The sequence below is a fragment of the Marinobacter sp. R17 genome (assembly GCF_003789045.1).
Lineage (GTDB): Bacteria > Pseudomonadota > Gammaproteobacteria > Pseudomonadales > Oleiphilaceae > Marinobacter_A > Marinobacter_A mangrovi.
The window spans coordinates 14792-35788 of record NZ_RHGZ01000036.1; the positions used below are offsets into that span (position 1 = coordinate 14792).

Sequence of the window (20997 nt, forward strand, 5' to 3'; positions counted from 1 at the left end):
GACCCATGGCCATGATTGAAAAAGTCCTGATCGCCAACCGGGGCGAGATCGCGCTTCGTATCCTGCGAGCGTGCAAGGAGCTGGGCATCCGCACGGTTGCCGTTCACTCCCAGGTCGACCGTGACCTGATGCACGTCCGGCTCGCCGACGAATCCGTCTGCATCGGCCCCAACAGTGCGACTGAAAGCTACCTCAATATTCCTGCCATCATCAGCGCCGCGGAAGTAACCGACTCGGTCGGTATCCACCCGGGCTACGGTTTCCTGGCAGAGAACGCCGATTTCGCCGAACAGGTCGAGAAGAGCGGCTTCCGCTTTATCGGCCCACGCGCCGAAACCATCCGCCTGATGGGGAATAAGGTGTCCGCCATCAACGCGATGGTGAAGGCCGGCGTCCCCACCGTACCGGGCTCCGACGGTCCGATCACCAATGATGATGCGCACACGCTGGAAGTGGCCCGCAAGATCGGCTATCCGGTCATCATCAAGGCCGCTTCCGGCGGCGGTGGTCGCGGCATGCAGGTGGTGCACTCCGAGGCGTCGCTGCTGAAGAGCATCCAGATCACGCAATCCGAGGCCCGCAACGCCTTTGGTGACGAGACCTGCTACCTGGAGAAGTACCTGGAGCGGCCCCGTCACGTCGAGGTACAGGTCCTGGCGGACATGCACGGCAACGTGATTCACCTGGGCGACCGCGACTGCTCCATGCAGCGTCGTCACCAGAAAGTCATCGAGGAAGCCCCGGCGCCGAACATCGATCCGGAAGCGCGCGAGAAGACCCTGCAGGCCTGTGTCGACGCCTGTAAGGAAATCGGTTACGTGGGCGCCGGGACGTTCGAGTTCCTGTACCAGGACGGCCGCTTCTACTTTATCGAGATGAACACCCGGGTTCAGGTGGAGCATCCGGTGTCGGAAATGGTCACCGGCGTGGACATCGTCAAGGAGCAGCTGCGCGTGGCCAGCGGCCTGCCGCTCACCTTCTCCCAGGACGAGATCCGGGTGGCCGGTCACGCCATGGAGTGCCGGATCAACGCGGAAGACCCGCAGACCTTCATTCCCAGCCCGGGCCAGGTCAAGCACTTCCATGCCCCCGGCGGCAACGGCGTGCGGGTCGATTCCCACATGTACACCGGCTATTCGGTCCCGCCCTACTACGACTCGCTGATCGGCAAGCTCATCAGCTTTGGCGAGGATCGTGATACCGCCCGCAAGCGCATGAAGAACGCGCTGGACGAGCTGGTCGTGGAAGGCATCAAGACCAATCAGCCCCTGCATCGCCGATTGATCCTTGACGGCGGCTTCAAGAATGTGGAATTTACCATCCACTATCTCGAGAAGCTGATCAAAGACTAGTCGTGCCGCGTCAATGTGGTATTGACGGCCTCAGCGCCCCCCAATGATGCGTCGACGCGATGCGGCATTGGGGGCGCTGCCTTCAGGAAGGCTGATCGTTTCGCACTCGGGGTCAGACCGACTGCAGTCGCCACCCTCACATTGACGGAGTAACCCTATGCGCTGGATCCAGGTGCGCGTTCCCACCGATCCGGAACACGCGGATTTACTGGAGGATATCCTCATGGAAGCCGGCGCCGACGCCGTCACCATGGAGGATGCCGCCGACCAGCCCCTCTATGAACCGGACCCGGGCACCACGCCGCTGTGGGGCCAGACCCGGGTCACCGGCCTGTTCAATGCCGACACCGGCATCGACAGCCTCAAGGCCATGCTGGCCGAGGCCTACCACCAGCAGACCCAGCAGGAAATCGGCGAGATCGACGTCTCGCTGCTCGAGGACAAGGACTGGGAACGGGCCTGGATGGACGATTTCAAGCCGTTACGCTTCGGCCAGCGCCTGTGGATCGTGCCCAGCTGGCACGACGTTCCCGATGTGGAAGCCGCCAATCTGATGCTCGACCCGGGCCTGGCCTTCGGCACCGGCACCCACCCGACCACCGCCCTGTGCCTGGAATGGCTCGACGGCAAGCCGTTGCAGGACACCCAGGTGATCGACTACGGCTGCGGCTCTGGCATTCTGGGACTGGCGGCCCTGCTGCTGGGCGCCAAACACGTCATCGGCGTCGATACCGATCCCCAGGCCCTCGAAGCCAGCCGCGACAATGCGCGTCGCAACAGCATCGATGATCCGCGGCTCGACCTGTACCTGCCGGACCAGGAGCCGGACACCCAGGCGGACGTCCTGCTGGCCAACATCCTCGCCCAGCCGCTGCTTGGCCTGGCTCCCAAACTGGCCAGCCGGGTGAAGGATGGCGGCGACATCGTGCTGTCCGGTATTCTGTCCAACCAGGCCCGGGAGGTGATGGACGCCTACGAGCCCTGGTTTATCATGGACGAGCCGGTCCAGCAGGAGGATTGGATCCGCCTCACCGGACAACGTCGCGACAGATGACGACAACCGGCGGACCGTCTACACTGTGGCCCTCACAGATCCTGCGGCCCGCCGCTCCCATCGGGGCGGACAACAAGGACGGGTAGCCGGCCAGGCCAACATCGGCGAGCCTTCTGCAAGCCCACAATCGGGGCGCTTGCGAGGTTCTCCGGGCCTTTACGATGCGACAGGGATTCCGAGCCGTGACCTGCGACAGGAATAAAGGATGAGCCAGAGCAGTACGCTGACACGTTGCCCCCATTGCGACACCCGATTCCGGGTCACCGAGGAACAGCTCGGCATTGCCCGCGGCAAGGTCCGCTGCGGCAATTGCATGGAAGTGTTCAACGCCCTCGAACACAGCGAAACCGAAACCAGCAAGCCCCGGCCTGCTGCGACGGCCGCATCCCCTTCCAAACCTGAACCGGCACCGTCGCCCAGCTCATCCTCCAGTTCCTTTATGGAGGAAGAAGAACTCATCTTCGAAGACGATCCCGAAGAGGACGCCGCCGAGGGCAACTACGCCGGCACCAAGACCACCTTCGATGACGACGAGCTGAGCGACAGCTTCCTGAATTTTGACGAAACCCGGGACAGCGGATACCGCGACGACGAAGACGAGATCGAGACCGACATCGACGAGAGCTGGGCAGAGGCCATTCTCGACGAAAGCGAGTCCATGACCCGCAAGCCGCCGGCCTCCAGGCCCAGCCAGCCTGAGCCGGAACCGACGCCGCCGTCGGACGACGAGGACTTGCTGGACGACCCGTTCAGCCAGCGTACCGCCTTCCAGGCACCCAAATCCGAGCCGGAGCGCCCGCAACCTCGCCCCAAGGCCGAACCGGAGCCTGCCCCCGAACCGGACACCGAATCCTTCGGTCCGGCGACGGAAACGCCGCGCGCCCGGTCGGAGCAGCCGGCCCAACCAGAACTCGAGCCGGAGCCAGACGCCTTTCGACCGGAACGGGACGACCCACTGGCCGCCACCCGCCGGCTGGGCAGCAGCAACGCGTTCCAGGATCTGCGCCATGAACCGATCGCCATCGGCAAACCACAACGCTCCTGGTTGCGCCGCAGCATCTGGACGCTGCTCATCCTGGCGTTGTTGGGTGTGCTGGTCTCACAGGTCACCTATTTCCAGCTCGATCGCCTGTCCAGCATTCCGGAACTGCGCCCTTATTACGAACAGGGCTGCGAGGTCCTGGGCTGCGAGCTGCCGCCGCTGGTGGCCATCGACCGCATCCAGAGCCAGAAACTGGTGGTGCGCACCGATCCGCAACAGCGCGGTACGCTGGTGGTGGACGCGGTCCTGGTCAACGAAGCGCGCTTCGAGCAACCCTTCCCCAACATCGGCCTGACGTTCTCCAACCTCAACGGCGACGTCGTGGCGCAAAGCCTGTTCGAGCCGGATGAATACCTGTCCGGCGAGGCCCAGGACCTGTCGATGATGCCCAGCCAGACACCCATCCGGATTTCCATCCACATTCGCGATCCGGGTCGGGATGCCGTCAACTACAACATCACCTTCATCGCTCGTTCGACGAAGTAGAACCGCCTGACAGGCCGCCCGGCAGTGAACGCCGGGCGGCCTTTTCGTCAATAGCCGATTGACGAGAAGCCCGCCCCCGAAACGCATCACGGCGTCGAAAAGTCAACCAGATAGAGCGAAAAATAATCAATTTTTTCGCGACATTACCCCTTCAATCCCGTGAGGGTCAGGGGTATCATTGTCGCCCCTTGAGAACTGGTTGACTTTTAACCAGATCAACGAGGTGCGAGCAGATGCTACCCGAAGCGAAAATCGGTCCCTACACACTACCCAACTCGTTAATCGTTGCGCCCATGGCGGGTGTGACGGACCGACCGTTTCGTCTGCTCTGCCGTCGTCTCGGCGCCGGACTCGCGGTGTCCGAGATGGTGATTGCCGACAGCCGGCTCTGGCATACCCGCAAGTCCCGGCTGCGCCTGGACCACGCCGGTGAGCCAGAGCCCCGCAGTGTGCAGATCGCCGGCGGCGATGCCGAGATGCTGGCCAACGCCGCCCGACTGAACGTCGAAAACGGCGCCCAGATCATCGACATCAACATGGGCTGCCCGGCCAAGAAGGTCTGCAACAAGGCCGCCGGCTCCGCGCTCATGAAGGACGAGCCGCTGGTTCGCGACATCCTGCATGCGGTTGTCGACGCCGTGGATGTGCCGGTCACCCTGAAGATGCGCACCGGCTGGGACCGCGAGCACCGAAATGCGCCACTGATCGCGCGCATGGCACAGGACGCGGGCATCCAGGCCCTGTCGATTCACGGGCGGACCCGGGCCGACGCCTATAAGGGGGAAGCCGAGTACGACACCATTGCCGCGGTCAAGGCCAGCGTCGAGATTCCGGTCTTTGCCAACGGCGACATCGACTCGCCGGAAAAGGCACAGCATGTGCTAAAGCATACCGGCGCCGACGGCCTGCTGATTGGACGGGCCGCCCAGGGCAGCCCCTGGATTTTTCGGGAAATCGAGCATTTCCTGCGAACCGGCCAGCATATGGCCGGACCCTCATTGGACGAGGTCGAGACGCTGCTCATCGAGCACCTGATCGCATTGCACGGGTTTTACGGCGAACGCATGGGCGTTCGCATTGCCCGCAAGCATGTGGGCTGGTACCTCCAGTCCCACGACGAGGACAAACAGTTCCGCCGCCACTTCAACCAGCTTGAAGTAGCCCAGGCGCAACTCGACCACATTGAACAGTACTTTTCAGGCTTACGAAATGGAGAGGTATTCGCAGCATGACCGCTGAGACACTGGCCAACGAACAGACCACCAACCCCAACGGCGACGGCAATCCCGGCCTGCAGACGCCCGGGCATAACGGCACCACCGTAACCCTGCGCGACAGCGTCGAGGTTGCCCTGACCAACTACTTCGAGCAGCTCGACGGCGCCCCGGTCACCGACGTGTACCAGTTGGTGCTGAGCGAAGTGGAAGCGCCGCTGCTGGAGCAGGTCATGCGCTACACCCGCAACAACCAGACCAAGGCATCCACCATGCTGGGCCTCAACCGCGGGACGCTCCGCAAGAAGCTCAAGCAGTACGGTCTGCTATAATCGCGTAACCCGTTTCGACGAGGGCCTCCGGTAACCACCGCGCGGCCCTCATTTCGTTCAGTCCCCGGAAAAATCGTACTCTCATGGCAAACAAGGCTCCCACCCCGATCCGACGCGCCCTGATCAGCGTCTCCGACAAAACCGGCATCGTTGACTTCGCCCGCACCCTGAGCGCCCGCGATGTTGAACTCCTCTCCACCGGCGGTACGTTCCGCCTGCTCCAGGAAAACGGCATTCCGGTCACCGAAGTGTCCGATTACACCGGTTTCCCGGAAATGATGGCCGGTCGCGTCAAGACCCTGCACCCGAAAGTCCACGGCGGCATCCTCGGCCGTCGCGGCACCGACGACACCGTGATGGACGAGCACGGCATCAAGCCCATCGACATGGTGGTGGTGAACCTGTACCCGTTCGAGCAGGCCGTCGCCAAACCGGATTGCGACCTGCCTACGGCCATTGAGAACATTGACATCGGCGGTCCGACCATGGTCCGCGCCGCCGCCAAGAACCACGACGATGTGGCCATCGTGGTCAACGCCACGGACTATGATCGAGTCCTGGACGAGCTGGAGAACGACGGCGCCCTGAGCTACGGCACCCGTTTCGATCTGGCGGTGAAAGCCTTCGAGCACACCGCGGCGTACGACGGCGCCATCGCCAACTACCTGGGCGGGCGCACCGCGGACAACGACAACCCGGATTTCCCGCGCACCTTCAACACCCAGTTCGTGAAAGTGCAGGACATGCGCTACGGCGAAAACCCGCATCAGCGCGCGGCCTTCTATGCCGAGCGCAACCCGCAGGAAGCGTCCGTAGCCACCGCCAAACAGTTGCAGGGCAAGGAACTCTCCTACAACAACGTGGCGGATACCGATGCGGCCCTGGAATGCGTCAAGCCGTTCGCGGATCCGGCCTGCGTCATCGTCAAGCACGCCAACCCCTGCGGCGTGGCCATCGGTGCGGACATCCGCCAGGCGTATGACCTGGCCTTTGCCACCGATCCCACCTCTGCGTTTGGCGGTATCATCGCCTTCAACCGCGAGCTGGACGCCGAAACCGCCAAGGCCATCATCGATCGCCAGTTCGTGGAAGTGATCATCGCGCCGACCATCGCCGACGAGGCCGTCGAGATTGTCGCCGCCAAGAAGAACGTGCGCCTGCTGGCCTGCGGCGAGTTCGCCGACCAACGCGAAAAGGCCATGGACTACAAGCGCGTGACCGGTGGCCTGCTGGTACAGGACCGGGACCTGGGCATGGTCTCCATGGACGACGTCAAAGTCGTCAGTGAGCGCCAGCCCAGTGAGGACGAACTGAACGACCTGCTGTTCGCCTGGGAAGTGGCCAAGTACGTCAAGTCCAACGCCATCGTCTACGCCAAGGCCGGTCGCACCATCGGTATCGGCGCCGGCCAGATGAGCCGGGTCTACAGCGCCAAAATTGCCGGTATCAAGGCCGCGGACGAAGGCCTGGAAGTGCCGGGTTCGGTCATGGCCTCCGACGCTTTCTTCCCGTTCCGGGACGGCATCGACGCGGCGGCGGCAGCCGGCATCAAGGCCGTGATCCAGCCGGGCGGTTCCATGCGCGATCAGGAAGTCATCGACGCGGCCAACGAACACGGCATCGCCATGGTCTTCACCGGCATGCGCCACTTCCGCCACTGAGCCGACAGGACGACAACCATGAACATTCTGATTATTGGCAGCGGCGGTCGTGAACACGCCCTGGCCTGGAAGGCCGCCCAGTCCCCCAACGCAGACAAGGTCTTCGTGGCCCCGGGCAACGCCGGCACCGCTCGCGAGCCGAACCTGGAAAACGTCGACATCGACGTGATGGAACTGGACAAACTGGCGGACTTCGCCGAAGCCAACGCTGTCGGACTGACCATCGTCGGCCCGGAAGCCCCGCTGGTCGCCGGCGTGGTGGACCTGTTCCGCAAGCGCGGTCTGCGGGTCTTCGGCCCGGACAAGGGCGCGGCCCAATTGGAAGGCTCCAAGGCCTTCACCAAGGACTTCCTGGACCGCCACCAGATTCCCACCGCGGCTTACGCCAACTTCACCGACATGGACGAAGCACTGGACTACGTCCGTGAACAGGGCGCACCGATCGTCGTGAAAGCCGATGGCCTGGCCGCCGGCAAAGGCGTCATCGTGGCCATGACCCTCGAAGAAGCCGAGGACGCCATCCGCGACATGCTGGCTGGCAACGCCTTCGGCGATGCGGGCAACCGTGTGGTGGTCGAGGAATTCCTGGACGGCGAAGAAGCCAGCTTCATCGTCATGGTGGACGGCAAGAACGTGCTGCCGATGGCCACCAGCCAGGACCACAAGCGCGTCGGCGACGGCGACACCGGCCCCAATACCGGCGGTATGGGCGCTTACTCGCCGGCCCCGGTCGTCACCGATGCGGTCTACCAGCGCATCATGGACGAGGTCATCACACCCACCGTTGAAGGCATGGCGAAAGAAGGCCACCCCTATACCGGGTTCCTGTACGCCGGCCTGATGATCGACACCAACGGCGCGCCCAAGGTGATCGAATTCAACTGTCGTTTCGGCGACCCGGAAACCCAGCCGATCATGCTGCGCATGCAATCCGATCTGGCGGAACTGTGCTCTGCAGCCGTCGATGGCAAACTGGACCAGTGCGAATCCCACTGGGATCCGCGCGCGTCCGTCGGCATCGTACTGGCCGCCGGCGGCTACCCGGGCAGCTACGAGAAAGGCAAGGCCATCAGCGGCCTGCCGGAGAGTGAGACCGAGGGTGAGAAGGTCTTCCACGCCGGCACCAGGCTCGACGGCAATACCGTGGTCACCAGCGGCGGCCGGGTACTCTGCGCGACAGCCCTCGGTGACAGCGTCACCGAGGCCCAGAAGCGGGCCTACGAACTGGCTGGCCGCATCCATTGGGACGGCGCCTTCTATCGCAAGGACATCGCCTATCGGGCCATTGCCCGCGAGACCAAGGACTAAGCTGAACCCCAAGCCCGGTCACCGACCGGGCTTTTTTGTGCCCGCTCCACGGACAAGGACCCGTTATGCTGCGACCACTGCCTGCCGCTTTCCGCCCCTGTGCACTGCTGATACTCCTGGTGTCGATCCTGCTGCTGTCCGGTTGCTCCCGGGAGGCCATCTACGACGCCATGATGGCTCACGAACGCAAGGCGGCCGGCTTGCTGGATGCGCAAATTGAGGTGGGTGACCGGACCATTGCCTACCTGCACAACGAATACCCCGTCGACGGCCCCACCTTGGTCCTGCTGCATGGCTTTGCTGCCAACAAGGAAAACTGGCTGCGGCTGTCCCGCGAACTGACCGACCACTACAACGTCTACGCCATTGACCTGCCGGGTCACGGCGCCAGCGACAAGGACCTTGACCGGGATTACAGCATCGGCGCCCAGGCCGGTTATGTGAAGGCCATCCTCGATACACTGGACCTGAAGCGCGTCCACATGGTCGGTAACTCCATGGGCGGCGCGATTACCGCGCAGTTTGCCGCCACCTACCCGGACCGGGTGGCCAGCGCGACACTGCTGGATCCGGCCGGCGTCATGACGTACGACAGCGAACTCGTGGAGCGGGTCAAGGCGGGTGACAATCCACTGATCGTGGAGCAGCCCGGCGACTTTGAGAAACTGGTGGACTTCGCCCTGGAGCAGAAACCGTTTGTGCCCTGGCCCATCTACAGCGTGATGGAAGACCGGGCGCTGGCCGACCGGGCCATCCATCACCGGATCTTTGAGCAGATTGAAAAATCCGGTTATGACGCTGCCTTTCGCGACCATCTGGCCAGCATCCGTGCCCCGGTGCTGATTGTCTGGGGCCGGGACGACCGGGTGATCAACTATCGCAATGCCGACGTTTTCGAAGAGCGCATTCCCAACGCCCGCAAGGTCATTCTGGAGCATGTGGGCCATGCGCCGATGATCGAGGTCCCGGAGCAGACCGCCCGGTTAATCCGCGACTTTATTCAGGACCAGACCGACCGCTGAAGGCCGTCCGGCACTGGCAAACACTTCCAGCTTTCATATAATAACGACACGCTCTCACTGTCAGGGACACTCCATTGCATTGTTTCCGGGTCGCGGTTGGCCTCACTCTGTTTGCCTGGCTTCTCCCACTACGCGCCGAAACGCTGACCCTGGTGGCCGATTACTGGTGCCCGTTCAATTGTCAGCCGGAAAGCGACGATCCGGGGTTCATGATCGAAGTGGCCGACCGGATTTTCGGTCGCGCCGGCTACACCGTCATTTACCTGACCCGCCCCTGGAGCCGCGCCATCAAGGAAGTGGAATCGGGCCAATACACCGCCCTCGTCGGCACCGGCCGAAAGGAAGTGTCAAACCTCGTCTTTCCCAAACGCTATCTCGCCATGGCGCGACACACCTTCTTCACCCAGAGCGATTCCACCTGGCAATACAGGGACGACGATTCCCTATCCGATATCAGGCTGGGCGTGATCGACGACTATTCCTACGGCGATCTCAATGATCGCTACATTCTTCCCCATCGCGCGGACCGGCAGCGACTGATGATCCTCAACGGCCAGAATGTCCTCGGCCGCTTTCTGGAGATGCTGGGCCTGAAACGCATCGATGCCTTCGTCGAGGAGGAGGCGGTCATGCGCTATTACCTGAGCCAATCCCGCAATCCCACGACCCTGCGCAAGGCCGGCGTTGCGTCCAGTGAGCCCCTGTTCATCGCCTTTTCCCCAGCCGATCCCAATGCCCAGCGTTACGCCGACATTCTCGACAAGGGGGTGCAGGCGCTCTAGGAATCGGGGGAACTGGACCAACTGGCCGACAAATACCGCATCGTCCTGAACAGCCCCCAGGATTAAGACCCGCTTCCACAGCACTGGCGAGCCCCGACAGAACTTGTAACAATCGGGCCGTGGCGAAGGCGCATAGGGACATCACGACAGGCCAATCATGACTGAAGCACTCTGGATCTTTTTCGCTTTCACATTGGGCTTGCTGGCCCGCTCCGCCGGCCTGCCGCCGCTGGTGGGTTACCTGATCGCCGGCTTCACCCTCAATGGCCTTGCGGCGCCGTTTGACCTGCACACCGAGGACAATCTCATCCTCAGGGAACTGGCCCACCTGGGCGTCCTGCTCCTGCTGTTTACCGTCGGCCTCAAGCTGAAATTCCGCTCCATCATCCGCCCGGAAGTGATCGGCGGCAGCCTGCTCCATTTCGCCATCACCTGCCTGGTCTTCATGCCCGGGCTGTACCTGCTGCTGGATCTGAACACCACCGACGCGTTGATGCTGGCCATTGCCCTGTCGTTCTCCAGCACCGTGCTGGCCGCCAAGGTCCTGGAATCCAAACAGGAGTTGCGGGCGTTTCACGGCCGGGTGGCCATCGGCATCCTGGTGATGCAGGATCTGATTGCCCTGGTCGTCATGAGCCTGACCGCCGGCCATTCCCCATCCGTCTACGCGCTCCTGGTGTTTGCGCTGCCGCTCTTGCGCCCTCTGCTGTTTCGCTTACTGGATGCGTCCGGTCACGATGAATTGCTGGTGCTGCTGGGTCTGATGCTGGCCCTGGCCGTCGGCGGGATCGGCTTCGAGCTGGCCGGACTCAGCTCCGAGCTGGGCGCCCTGTTGATGGGAGCCCTGCTGGCCAAACATCCGCGCGCGGTGGAGCTGTCCAATTCCCTGTGGAGCGTCAAGGAAGTGTTCCTGGTGGGCTTTTTCCTGCAGATCGGGATGGGCGGATTGCCGGATGACCATGCGCTGCTGTTTGCCGTCGTGGCGGCCCTGTTGCTGCCGCTCAAGGGCCTGCTTTTCTTCGGGCTGTTGCTGGTGTTCCGTCTGCGGGCGCGCAGCAGCTTCCTGTCCAGCCTGCTGCTGACCAACTACAGCGAATTCGGCCTGATCCTGGCCAGCGTGGCCCTGCCCCAGTGGCTGGTGCCACTGGCCGTGACCGTGGCGCTGTCGTTCATCATCTCGGCGCCGCTCAACCGCCTGGCCCATCCGCTTTACGCGCGCCTGGCCCGCTACATCGACCCGCTGGAATCGAGCAAGCGCCATCCGGACGAGCAGCCGGTTTCCCTGGGCGACACCCGGGTGCTGATCATCGGTATGGGCCGGACCGGCACGGCCGCCTACGAAGAACTGCGACACACGGAGCCCCGGCTGATGGGGCTGGATTCCGACCCGGCGCGACTCAAGGGACACCGTACCGCCGGTCGCAACGTGTCCTTCGCCGACGCGGAGGATTTCAATTTCTGGCAAACCCTGGACATGCCCGAACTGGAAGCGGTCATCCTGTGCCTGCACGATATCGAGGGTAAGAAGATTGCGGCCCGCAAACTCCGGGAACGGGGCTTCACCGGTTTCATTGCGGCGCACACCCTGCATGAGGACGAGGTGCCGCAAATTCGCGAGGCCGGCGCCGACGACGCCTACCTGACCATGAACGAGACGGGGGTGGCCCTGGCCGGCCACGTCAACCAGCACCTCAACCCCGTGGACCGCACGCCCCTGCCGGAGAGTCTCGGCTAGACGCCTCAGCCGGGACGGTGACCGTGACTGCCGGGCACGTGGCTGTTTTCCGGCTCCTCCACCGGCTCCATGCGGTCCAGCTCATTCAGAATGCCGCAGTCCCGTGCGGGCTGATCCACATCGCACTGACCCTGAATGACTTCCAACTGACGCGCCAGCTGATTCAACTCCTCAACGCGGTGGCGAACATGCTCCAGATGCTCCCCCAGCAGCGCGTTGGCCTCACCACAACGGGCCTCGGGATTGTCCCGCAGCTCGAGCAGGTGGCGGACTTCATCCAGGGTCATGTCCAGTGACCGGCAGTTGGCGATGAAGCGCAACCGGTCGAGGAAAGCGTCCCCATAGTCCCGGTAGTTGGCCTCGTTGCGACCGGGCTGAGGGATCAGGCCGATCTTTTCGTAGTAACGGATGGTTTCCTGGGAAAACCCGGTCTTGCGCGCCAGGGTTCCGATTCGCATGACTCGTTGCCTCGCTTTCAGTTTTGGGCGATCGGGGCAAAGGCCCCGCCGGTCAGGGCCACCAGATCCGCTGGCGCCAGCGCGATTTCCAGTCCCCGTCTACCGGCGCTCACATGCACCGTCGGCAGCGACTCGGCGGAGGCATCCACCACGGTCTTCAGGCGCTTCTTCTGGCCCAGCGGGCTCACCCCGCCCAGCACGTAGCCGGTCACCCGCTCCACGTCCCGGGCCTCGGCCATGGTCGCCTTCTTGGCGCCGGCCGCCTTGGCCATCTGCTTGAGATTCAACTTACCGGTAACCGGCACAACGCCCACCGCCAGCGCGCCGCTGTCCAGTTTCACGACCAGCGTCTTGAACACCTGGTCCGGTGACAGCCCCAGTTTCACAACGGCTTCCTCACCGTAGCTTTCAGCGCCCGGATCGTGTTCGTATTCCTGGATCTCGAAGGCAATGCCGGCCTTGCGGGCCTGGTCAATAGCCGGTGTCATACAGGGGCCTCCCTGGTTTCGTGGTCGGCGGATGCGCTGGTCTGGCCGGCGCTGCCACCAAGAATCACCAACCGGTCTCCGGTCTGCAAGTCCAGCGGTGTCGTCCGGTCCGGATTCAGCATGACCCAGGAGCCGTTGCTGTCCGGCCGGGTCCGGAAGACACCCAGCGCGGTCTCGCCGTGACGGCCGGCCGCCGCTTCCAGGGCCGCAAAGTCAGGTTCCGTCGGTAAGTCGTAATCGGCGAAGTCGCGAAAGATGATTTCAGCGCCGCCCGGGGTAAACAGCTCTTCCAGCACCACCCGCAGCTCCCGACGCAGGGCCACCTGGGCCAGAATGTGACTGAGGATCATCGGGCTGACCATCGTCTCGCTCTGGTTGGTGACCAGCAGGGTTTCATTGTCCGGATCGCTCAGTTCCAGGATCACCTGCGGCTGGGCGTCGGCATCGGCCAGCACCTCCTGCAGTTGCAGGTAGCCCATCATGGTACGGGCATCGGCTTCCTCACCGGACGCCAGCCGATCGCTGCTGAGCAGCAGGATACAGTCGTACCCCGCTGGCTCCAGCGCACGCAGCTCGGCGTCCACCACGAAATCCGCCTCGATCTGATGGTGGCGGACGCCCTGGCTGTCGCCAAAGTACCGGTCGATCGCCAGTTGCCGATCGTCGGCGGGCACGATCGACACCAGGTCGACCTGGAAAGCGTGGCTGTCATAACCCGCCATTTCCGAAAGCAACGCTGGCACCCGATCGTTCCAGCCCAACATCAGGATCCGGTGGCGGGGACCGGTATGGGTCAGCGGCAGCACCGGCATCGCGCCGCGCTCAATCGTATCCAGTGGGGTCTTGAGATCCGCCGGCGGCTGGGTTTCCGAGTAATCCCGGGCCAGGATGATGAGACGGTCCTCGTCCCGAATCGGCGTGTCTGACGGGGCGTTCAGGCGAACCTGCCAGCCACCCGCTCCGTCCTGCAGAACCCCCAGCACAATCGCTTCCGGGCAGGTCCGGGCAAATTCCCCCAGGGTCAGACCTTCGGCGATGTCGCCGGAACGCACATAGATATCATTACCCACCCGCGCCGTGAGCAGTTCGTTCAGCACTTCCGACAGCCCGGGATGCAGGATGGTCTGAACCATCAGCCGGCTGATCACCGCATCGCCGGCAATCACTTCCAGCGGTCCGGGATAGGCCCGTTCCACCACCGCCTGCTTGCGGATATCGTCGATCTCGGCGACCACGTAAGGCAAGGGCCGGTGCTGATATTGGGCCTGGGATGCCATCGACAGCAACGCCTTGACCGTGCGGACATCGGCCGATACGAGGCTGTCGGAGCCATGCTCACGCCCGCTGGGCACGATCACCGCCGCCGCGTCCAGACAGGCCGCCCGGTGCAGGGCTTCCGGCTGCAATGGGGTACCCGAGCGCAGTACGATCTGGCGCGCGCGCCGGCCAATCTCCCGGTCGCTGCTCAGGCTCAGCACCTGTTCCGAGGACACTTCCTCCGACAGCACCACCATGCGCAGTCGGCGCGTGGCATGCAGGGCCAGGAAACGCCGCACCCGGCCACTGGAGGCCAGCAGCTCCTGGATCAGGGGAATCGTCCGGTTGTTCCAGCCGAGAACCACCACGTGATGGCGCAGGGTGACCGGCGTCAGCCCGCGTTCAAGATCGGTCATGCGGGCAATCAGCGAGCGGGTCAGGATCGCCACCAGCGTGCCCATGAACACCACATAGCCGGTGATCGTCAGCAGGGTCGATACCAACCGCCGCCAGTCGCCCTGGTCATCCCCCAGGTAACCGGGGTCCGTCAGCCGCAGGAAGGCCCACCAGACCGCGTCACCGAGGTCGCCGAAAGAGTCGCTGCCCGGCCAGACCAGCAGTCCGCCGACCAGGGAAATCAGCCCGATAAAGACACCAACGACCAGCAGCTGGAAGAGCGCACCTTTCACAAACTGGCGTTCAACGATGTACTTCACTCGGTCCAGGAACGGCAATGGCAGCATGGGCTGTCCTCTTACGTGAACAAAATCATCATGTTGGCAAATCCGGAAGCGGTCAAGGCAAGCCACCACCTCCGACGCAGTTAGCGGTACGTCGACAATATTTACAGGAAGAACCGACGTTAGCGGTTCAGGATCTGCAAGTGGTCAGAAACCACAGCATTTTCCCGGATGGCACCAATTATGCTCAATTCCAGTTCCGGGGCCTATTCAGCCTGCCAGTGTAAGGCGATCTGACTGGCCCTGAGGGAGCATTCTCCAGCTTGCCGCCAGACCTTAATGGCGGCTGGAGAGAGGGCAGTCTCCCCGGGCATCAGGAGCATTGAGTGCCTGTAAGAACGGCCGAGGCTGTCCGCCCTGATTCCTGCCTAGTGAACGCGGCTCCGGTCAAGGTAGCCGCACAGTTGCGCCGACTCACGACGAACTTGTGTTCAGAGGCACTAGGCTATGCACAACCATAAAACGCTCATCTGGCTGGCGCCCGGTGGAACGGTACCGGATTCGTGCAGCGAACTGGCCCGACACTGGGCCCTCTACCCGGCGGATCTTACGATACCGCCGCGTCGCCGGACCGCCACCCTGCCCAAGGTGCGGGTCGGCGTGATCGACCTGACGCACTTCACGCCGGAACTGGCCCCGCTACTGGAGGGCTGGATCGAAGCGCTCTGTCCCACCCAGTGGGTCGGCCTGCTGGCTGAACAGCCGGAACCGGACAGCCCGCTGAGTGAGATTGTTGCCGCTCACTGCATGGATTACCACACCCTGCCCTACGACATGCTGCGCATGGACAACGCCCTGGGCCATCTGTGGGGGATGGCGGATCTGTTGAGCCGCCTGCAGGGCCGCGTCCGCCAGCCGTTCCAACTCCACGCGCTGGCCGGACGCTCACCGGCCATCCAGGCAACCCGGGCCCTGCTCCGGCGCCTGGCCCAGACCGCCGAGCCGGTGCTGATTACCGGCGAGAGCGGCACCGGCAAGAACGCGGCCTGCCGGTTCATCCACGAGCATTCGGCGGTCCAGCAAGGGCCGTTCGTCACCGTTAACTGCGCGGCCCTGCCGGTCAATCTGACCCAGAGCGAGCTGTTCGGCCACGAGAAAGGCGCCTTCACCCATGCGCTGACCGCCCGCCCCGGCCGCATCGAACAGGCGGACCGCGGCACGCTGATCCTGCGTGACATCGACGAACTGCTACCGGAACAGCAATCCACCCTGTTGCGTTTCCTGCAGGAAGGGCTGGTGGAACGCCTGGGCAGTCAGCGCCAGCGCCGGGTAAACGCCCGCGTCATTGCCACCAGTTCGCAACCGCTGGAGCCGCTGGTGGCGCAGGATCAGTTCCGTGCCGACATTTTCTACCGGTTGGGCAACCTGCAGGTGTCGCTGCCTCCGTTGCGCGACCGTCTGGAGGATCTGCCCGAACTGGCCAGCTCGATCCTGCGGGCCGCCGCCCGGCATGGCCGCCACCATCGCCGGCGATTGTCCGAAGACGCCATGGCCAGCCTGCTGGAGCACAACTGGCCGGGCAACCTGCGTGAACTTCAAAACCGGCTGCAACGGGCCATCCTGCTGAGTGAGTCAGACACCATTACGCCGGCCGACCTGGGCCTGCAGACTCATACCCCGGATGCCACTGTCTCTGCCCAATTCTCCCTCGCCCGCTTCCGCGCCCGCGCCGAGCGCGAAGCCATTACCCATTGCCTGAATCTCTCCAATAACAACATTTCCGCGGCCGCGCGCATGCTGCAGATCTCGCGCCTGTCGCTCTATCGGCTGATGGCGAAGCACGGTACCGGCCCCACCACGCCGGAATCCGGTCGGTCATCGGTCGTCCGAAAAGGAGGATTGTCATGATCCGCTATGCCCTGGTTCCCGCTGTCCTTGGCAGCAGTCTGCTCCTGCAACCCGCCCTCGCCCAGACGTCAACCGCCGACGAGGAGGCCCAACGTATCAACGAAAAGGCCAGCGAAATCGCGTCGATCACCACCGATCGGGGAATCGTGACGCGCCCCGGCAAGTTCGTCATCGAACCTGCGTTTTCCTACGCCAACAGCAACTCGACGCTGGTGGCGATCGAGGGGTACACGGTCATTCCGGCGCTGCTGGTCGGGCTGATCAACGTCTCCGAGGTGCAGCGCGATATCTTTGTCGGCGCGCTGACCCTGAAATACGGCATTACCAGCCGTCTGGAAACCACGATCCGGGTTCCCTACCTGGATATCCACGAAGATTTACGCGAGCGCGAGGCGTTCCAGGGCACACCGGTGGACCGGCTGACCGAATCGTCCGGCCAGGGTCTGGGGGACATTGAGGCCACGCTCCGCTATCAGTTCAACGACGGCGTCGAGGGCTGGCCCTACATCATCGGCACCTTCCGGGTGAAGGCCCCGACCGGGGAGGGGCCCTACGACGTGGACCGGCGTGTGCTGGAAGACAGTCAGGGCAACCCGATTGGGGTGGCCTTCACCGAGCGCCCAACCGGCTCCGGTTTCTGGGGTGTGGAGCCGGGCTTCTCCTTCATTTACCCCTCCGATCCGGCGGTGCTGTTCGGCAACCTCAGCTACACCTACACCATCGAGGAAGACGAGGGCGTCGAGAACGGCGGCACCATTGATCCCGGCGATATCATCCGCTTCGGGTTCGGGATGGGGTTTGCCTTCAACGAGCGCACGTCGTTCAGCCTCGGCTATGATCATTCCGTGATTCCCAAGACCGATGTCGAGTTCGACAACGACCTGAACAACGCGCAGTTCGATCGTATCCAGGTGGGCTCACTGTCCTTCGGACTGTCCCAGCAGCTGACGCCGGATACCAGCATGAGCCTGTCCGTCAGTATCGGCGTCACCGAAAACGCCCCCACGACGGAACTCACCCTCAAATTGCCGATCGCCTTCTGAAGACACGCCCCGGCTCAGCGAGCCGGGGTTTGCAGGAAGTTGTCAGGCAGGTAGCTGGGCAGACCGACGTTGTTGAGCTGAATATTCAGCGAGCGGATGTTCTGGATAACCCGTTCATTGACGTCATTCTGGATACGGGTCGCCCAGGCGCCACTGCGCAACTCGCTGGCCACGATGGTGGTGGCATTGGCGCCGGTGCTGATCATCGGCGAGCTGATGGTCGTACCTTGGGCAGGCGATGATGAGGCCACCGGGGTGGACTGACCCGAGCTGCCGCCCACACCACTGCCGCTGCTGCCGGATGTCGGAGACGCGGCCGGACGGGAGACCTGCACCTGCTCAATCTGGTGCGCCACGGCGCCACTGCCGACGGACTGATTCAGGTTGGGAATCAGCAGCCGGTTGATCACTTCGATCTGGCCGTCGATGGCCACCACCTGCTCCAGCCCGATGCTGATCTCCAGGTTACCAATGCGGAAGCCACCCCGTTGCTGATCCAGAATCGGATCGTCCAGGGTCGACAATCCCCATTCGGTGGCCGCACCGACCGGACCAGCGCCCGCGACGCCTGCTACGAGCAAAGCCAGCATGAGCGCTGTGTGGCGAGGCGGTTGTTTGTTTTCATTGTGGGTTTCCATAAGTGTCACCATTCCACACCGAGCGGCGCAAACAGCGTCGGTGCCGCGAGGGCCGAGTCGCCCGGTGCATTGTTGTTGCTGATCGGGGCACGGGCCACCTGTCGCCACTCCACATCCCGGTTGAAGTGCGCCCGTCCATCACCGAGGTGGCTGCGAATCACAAACGCCACCCCATCCCAACGTGACTCGAAATCCTGATGGGTGAAGACCTTGAGCCCGCGGGCCGGATCGCCCACCAGGACTTCCTTCTCGGTGATCCCCTTGACGATGACGAAGTGGCGGAAGCCATTCATGTCCAGCAGCACGATCAGGGGAATCCTCACCTTGTCCCGGATATCCGCCAGGCCCATGCGGAAGCCGTCCGCCTGGAATCCCTGGCCCTCCAGGTAATGTTTCATGTCGAGCATGGAGAAGCCCTGTTGCCGGACCTTCTCCTCATCGGCCACCGCGATCATCGAACGAAACACGGTCTGTTCACTCACCGGGTGACCGTAATGGTAGGTCAGCAGCGACGCCAGGGCCGCCGAGCCGCAGCTGAAGTCATACTGCTGCTGCACGACGGTCAGGAAGCGACGCTCCTGAAAGCTCATGACCTTGACGGGCATATCGCCGCCCAGTCCGGGCAACCGGACGGTCCCTGCCAACGCCAGGGGACTGACAGCGACCAGCCCGGCCCACACAAGTGCGGCAGCCCTGTTCCCCATGGCGCTTCTCCTCTAATGGTTGATCAGGACATTGATCTGTGTGCTGTCCTGGATCACCACGTGGTTACCGGTGTTCTGGATCACCGTCGCGACACCATTCATGTTGTCAAAGGCATGATCCGAAATGACGTTGTCACCCGTGATAACCGTACCGTTGAGCACGTTGTCGGCGACGATCGCATTCTGGTCGGTGTCGTTCACCTGCCACTGGAAGGGGATGCCCTGACGGCCATTCGCCTCCTGGAGTTGGTCCGCGCTGAGCGCTTCACCGGTGAACAACGCGTCATCGGCAGCGGCCAGCGAACTCAACAATGGCAGAACTATCCAGAGTGCGTGCCGGGTATTACGCCGTCTTTCAACCATGGCTGCACCTCCTGGAAAAAAGGATCACGCCCGCAGCTGGGGCGTGATCCGAGCCGATCACTGACCTGCAGTCAGGTTGGACTGCACACTCACGTTGGCCTGAGTCACGCTGGCGTTGCCGGCGTTCTGGGCAAAGGCACCGACACCGGTGAAGTTGGCCGACCCACCGGAGATCTCGTTGGAGTGGTTGACCCAGGTGTAGGCCCCTTTCTTGTCGGCACTGCCGTAGTTGGTGGTCACACCGGACACACTGCCTTCAAGATCGGCATTGTTCAGGAAGACGCTCAGACTCAGCGAGTTGGTGCTGTTGTTCGAGTTGTCGCTGTTGTCTGAGTTGTCGTTGCCGCTATCCACCGTGTTGTAGGAATCGGCGGTATTCATGCTGTTATCCGAACTGTCGCTGTTATCGGAGTTGTCGTTGCCACTGGCAAGATTGTTGTTGGACGCTGCGGTATTGGTGCTGTTATTGGAGTTATCGCTGTTGTCCGAGTTGTCACTATTGTCGGAATTGTTGCTGTTATCCGAGTTGTCGTTGCCGCTGGCAAGCGTGTTATTGGACGCGGCGGTGTTGGTGCTGTTATTGGAGTTGTCGCTGTTGTCCGAGTTGTCGCTGTTGTCGGAATTGTTGCTGTTATCCGAGTTGTCGTTGCCGCTGGCAAGCGTGTTGTTGGACGCAGCCGTGTTGGTGCTGTTGTTCGAATTGTCGTCATTCGAATCAGCGGTCGCGGTGTTGGTACTGTTATCGGAGTTGTTGCTGTTATCCGAGTTGTCGTTGCCGCTGGCAAGCGTGTTATTGGACGCGGCGGTATTGGTGCTGTTGTCAGAGTTGTCGGAATTGTCCGTGGAGTTGTCGTTTCCGGAGTCGGTATTGCCGGAATAGCCGTTGTTCGCGGTGGAGGTGTCATCCGCGTTTGTATTGGGGCTACCGTCACCGCCCTGGTCGCCACCCGCCAAGGCAGCACCGGACAGACCGAGACTCATCGCAATAGCCATCGCTAGCAAGCTTTTCTGTGCTCTCATGATCCCATTCCTTCTATCGTATTGGCATTGTTATGGATCCACGTCGGTGCCGTGTCCGTTCGACGACGGCGGACCAAGGACGCATGATCCGCGAAGGTAGCCAGAGCGATTCCCGTGCCAATCGCCCGGTTTTCGGCCTAACCATCTCATCCATAAGGATTTTCAAGGCGCCCCATAACCGTGCCTGTGGATCAGGCCTACGGGACTGTTTCACCGCTGAAACAGGCCGATGGCGGTTTCTTCTGAGGCGTGGGAAAAATTGATTGGCAACTCAATCAGATAGGAAAGCAATGGGGTGTATCTGCAACTGACGGCGTCACTCAGGCATATCGGGATAGGGGGGAGCCTTCTGGCTCCGCCCCTCCCACACCACCCGGCAAGCGGGTCCGCACCGGGCGGTTCGAGAAGTTGAGGTTTACGAGAGACGCGGCACGCCTAACCGGTCGAAGT

19 protein-coding genes are annotated in these 20997 nt (G+C 62.7%); 12 read left to right on the forward strand and 7 right to left on the reverse strand.

Annotation, left to right across the window (positions count from 1 at the left end; all coding sequences use genetic code 11):
* The first annotated feature begins 5 nt into the window (after nt 1-5).
* The 10 genes from accC (at nt 6) to EB809_RS19215 (ending at nt 11988) form a co-directional block, all read left to right on the forward strand.
* Nucleotides 6-1352, forward strand: a complete 1347-nt coding sequence (gene accC / locus EB809_RS19170; RefSeq protein ID WP_123636460.1) for an acetyl-CoA carboxylase biotin carboxylase subunit — start codon at nt 6-8, stop codon at nt 1350-1352.
* Nucleotides 1353-1509: 157 nt separating this feature from the next.
* Nucleotides 1510-2406, forward strand: coding sequence for a 50S ribosomal protein L11 methyltransferase (gene prmA / locus EB809_RS19175; protein WP_123636461.1), 897 nt, complete (start codon nt 1510-1512; stop codon nt 2404-2406).
* A 205-nt stretch (nt 2407-2611) separates the two neighbouring features.
* Entirely contained in the window at nt 2612-3934 is a 1323-nt protein-coding gene (locus EB809_RS19180) for a DUF3426 domain-containing protein (protein ID WP_123636462.1), read from the forward strand.
* 233 nt (nt 3935-4167) lie between these two features.
* Nucleotides 4168-5166: a tRNA dihydrouridine synthase DusB gene (dusB, locus tag EB809_RS19185; protein ID WP_123636463.1), complete on the forward strand. Its 999-nt coding sequence runs from the start codon at nt 4168-4170 to the stop codon at nt 5164-5166.
* Nucleotides 5163-5480, forward strand: a complete 318-nt coding sequence (gene fis, locus EB809_RS19190) for a DNA-binding transcriptional regulator Fis (protein WP_123636464.1) — start codon at nt 5163-5165, stop codon at nt 5478-5480. The genes dusB and fis overlap by 4 nt, the downstream gene beginning before the upstream one ends.
* An 83-nt stretch (nt 5481-5563) precedes the next feature.
* Nucleotides 5564-7141, forward strand: coding sequence for a bifunctional phosphoribosylaminoimidazolecarboxamide formyltransferase/IMP cyclohydrolase (gene purH, locus EB809_RS19195; protein WP_123636465.1), 1578 nt, complete (start codon nt 5564-5566; stop codon nt 7139-7141).
* Nucleotides 7142-7159: 18 nt separating this feature from the next.
* Nucleotides 7160-8449 carry a phosphoribosylamine--glycine ligase gene (gene purD, locus EB809_RS19200; protein WP_123636466.1) on the forward strand — a complete coding sequence of 430 codons (1290 nt, stop codon included), beginning with the start codon at nt 7160-7162 and terminating at the stop codon, nt 8447-8449.
* A 65-nt stretch (nt 8450-8514) separates the two neighbouring features.
* On the forward strand, nt 8515-9471 hold the full coding sequence (locus EB809_RS19205) for an alpha/beta fold hydrolase (RefSeq protein WP_123636467.1): 957 nt from the start codon (nt 8515-8517) through the stop codon (nt 9469-9471).
* Nucleotides 9472-9545: 74 nt separating this feature from the next.
* Entirely contained in the window at nt 9546-10253 is a 708-nt protein-coding gene (locus tag EB809_RS19210) for a substrate-binding periplasmic protein (RefSeq protein ID WP_123636468.1), read from the forward strand.
* Nucleotides 10254-10410: 157 nt separating this feature from the next.
* Nucleotides 10411-11988 carry a cation:proton antiporter gene (locus EB809_RS19215; protein ID WP_123636469.1) on the forward strand — a complete coding sequence of 526 codons (1578 nt, stop codon included), beginning with the start codon at nt 10411-10413 and terminating at the stop codon, nt 11986-11988.
* A 5-nt stretch (nt 11989-11993) separates the two neighbouring features.
* Here EB809_RS19215 and cadR read toward each other — a convergent pair whose 3' ends face one another.
* From cadR to EB809_RS19230, 3 genes are read right to left on the reverse strand one after another with little or no spacing between them, the layout of a single operon-like run.
* Nucleotides 11994-12446, reverse strand: coding sequence for a Cd(II)/Pb(II)-responsive transcriptional regulator (gene cadR, locus EB809_RS19220; RefSeq protein WP_123636470.1), 453 nt, complete (start codon nt 12444-12446; stop codon nt 11994-11996).
* A gap of 17 nt (nt 12447-12463) precedes the next feature.
* The gene (gene ybaK, locus EB809_RS19225; RefSeq protein ID WP_123636471.1) at nt 12464-12934 is read right to left on the reverse strand and encodes a Cys-tRNA(Pro) deacylase; all 471 of its coding nucleotides are present in this window, start codon (nt 12932-12934) and stop codon (nt 12464-12466) included.
* On the reverse strand, nt 12931-14934 hold the full coding sequence (locus EB809_RS19230; protein ID WP_123636472.1) for a CASTOR/POLLUX-related putative ion channel: 2004 nt from the start codon (nt 14932-14934) through the stop codon (nt 12931-12933). The genes ybaK and EB809_RS19230 overlap by 4 nt, the downstream gene beginning before the upstream one ends.
* A 444-nt stretch (nt 14935-15378) precedes the next feature.
* Between EB809_RS19230 and EB809_RS19235 the strand changes: the two genes are divergently transcribed.
* Together EB809_RS19235 and EB809_RS19240 are read left to right on the forward strand one after the other, a co-directional pair.
* Nucleotides 15379-16779 carry a sigma 54-interacting transcriptional regulator gene (locus EB809_RS19235; RefSeq protein ID WP_123636473.1) on the forward strand — a complete coding sequence of 467 codons (1401 nt, stop codon included), beginning with the start codon at nt 15379-15381 and terminating at the stop codon, nt 16777-16779.
* Nucleotides 16776-17822, forward strand: coding sequence for a transporter (locus EB809_RS19240; protein WP_123636474.1), 1047 nt, complete (start codon nt 16776-16778; stop codon nt 17820-17822). The genes EB809_RS19235 and EB809_RS19240 overlap by 4 nt, the downstream gene beginning before the upstream one ends.
* 14 nt (nt 17823-17836) lie before the next feature.
* Here EB809_RS19240 and EB809_RS19245 read toward each other — a convergent pair whose 3' ends face one another.
* Genes EB809_RS19245 through EB809_RS19260 form a run of 4 tightly spaced genes read right to left on the reverse strand, consistent with a single transcriptional unit; the run spans nt 17837 to nt 20547 of the window.
* Nucleotides 17837-18460 carry a hypothetical protein gene (locus EB809_RS19245; RefSeq protein ID WP_123636475.1) on the reverse strand — a complete coding sequence of 208 codons (624 nt, stop codon included), beginning with the start codon at nt 18458-18460 and terminating at the stop codon, nt 17837-17839.
* Between the two features lie 5 nt (nt 18461-18465).
* On the reverse strand, nt 18466-19164 hold the full coding sequence (locus EB809_RS19250) for a C39 family peptidase (protein ID WP_123636476.1): 699 nt from the start codon (nt 19162-19164) through the stop codon (nt 18466-18468).
* 12 nt (nt 19165-19176) lie between these two features.
* Complete coding sequence (locus EB809_RS19255; RefSeq protein ID WP_123636477.1) at nt 19177-19527, reverse strand: hypothetical protein; 351 nt, start codon at nt 19525-19527, stop codon at nt 19177-19179.
* Between the two features lie 57 nt (nt 19528-19584).
* Nucleotides 19585-20547 (reverse strand): dentin sialophosphoprotein, encoded by a 963-nt coding sequence (locus EB809_RS19260; protein ID WP_123636478.1) that lies wholly within the window; start codon nt 20545-20547, stop codon nt 19585-19587.
* Nucleotides 20548-20997: the final 450 nt, after the last annotated feature.

Bases quoted from the DNA above. Each gene is read 5' to 3' on its own strand.
- accC (WP_123636460.1), top strand. From the start codon at position 6: ATGGCCATGATTGAAAAAGTCCTGATCGCCAACCGGGGCGAGATCGCG.
- prmA (WP_123636461.1), top strand. From the start codon at position 1,510: ATGCGCTGGATCCAGGTGCGCGTTCCCACCGATCCGGAACACGCGGAT.
- EB809_RS19180 (WP_123636462.1), top strand. From the start codon at position 2,612: ATGAGCCAGAGCAGTACGCTGACACGTTGCCCCCATTGCGACACCCGA.
- dusB (WP_123636463.1), top strand. From the start codon at position 4,168: ATGCTACCCGAAGCGAAAATCGGTCCCTACACACTACCCAACTCGTTA.
- fis (WP_123636464.1), top strand. From the start codon at position 5,163: ATGACCGCTGAGACACTGGCCAACGAACAGACCACCAACCCCAACGGC.
- purH (WP_123636465.1), top strand. From the start codon at position 5,564: ATGGCAAACAAGGCTCCCACCCCGATCCGACGCGCCCTGATCAGCGTC.
- purD (WP_123636466.1), top strand. From the start codon at position 7,160: ATGAACATTCTGATTATTGGCAGCGGCGGTCGTGAACACGCCCTGGCC.
- EB809_RS19205 (WP_123636467.1), top strand. From the start codon at position 8,515: ATGCTGCGACCACTGCCTGCCGCTTTCCGCCCCTGTGCACTGCTGATA.
- EB809_RS19215 (WP_123636469.1), top strand. From the start codon at position 10,411: ATGACTGAAGCACTCTGGATCTTTTTCGCTTTCACATTGGGCTTGCTG.
- cadR (WP_123636470.1), bottom strand. From the start codon at position 12,446: ATGCGAATCGGAACCCTGGCGCGCAAGACCGGGTTTTCCCAGGAAACC.
- ybaK (WP_123636471.1), bottom strand. From the start codon at position 12,934: ATGACACCGGCTATTGACCAGGCCCGCAAGGCCGGCATTGCCTTCGAG.
- EB809_RS19230 (WP_123636472.1), bottom strand. From the start codon at position 14,934: ATGCTGCCATTGCCGTTCCTGGACCGAGTGAAGTACATCGTTGAACGC.
- EB809_RS19235 (WP_123636473.1), top strand. From the start codon at position 15,379: ATGCACAACCATAAAACGCTCATCTGGCTGGCGCCCGGTGGAACGGTA.
- EB809_RS19240 (WP_123636474.1), top strand. From the start codon at position 16,776: ATGATCCGCTATGCCCTGGTTCCCGCTGTCCTTGGCAGCAGTCTGCTC.
- EB809_RS19245 (WP_123636475.1), bottom strand. From the start codon at position 18,460: ATGGAAACCCACAATGAAAACAAACAACCGCCTCGCCACACAGCGCTC.
- EB809_RS19250 (WP_123636476.1), bottom strand. From the start codon at position 19,164: ATGGGGAACAGGGCTGCCGCACTTGTGTGGGCCGGGCTGGTCGCTGTC.
- EB809_RS19255 (WP_123636477.1), bottom strand. From the start codon at position 19,527: ATGGTTGAAAGACGGCGTAATACCCGGCACGCACTCTGGATAGTTCTG.
- EB809_RS19260 (WP_123636478.1), bottom strand. From the start codon at position 20,547: ATGAGAGCACAGAAAAGCTTGCTAGCGATGGCTATTGCGATGAGTCTC.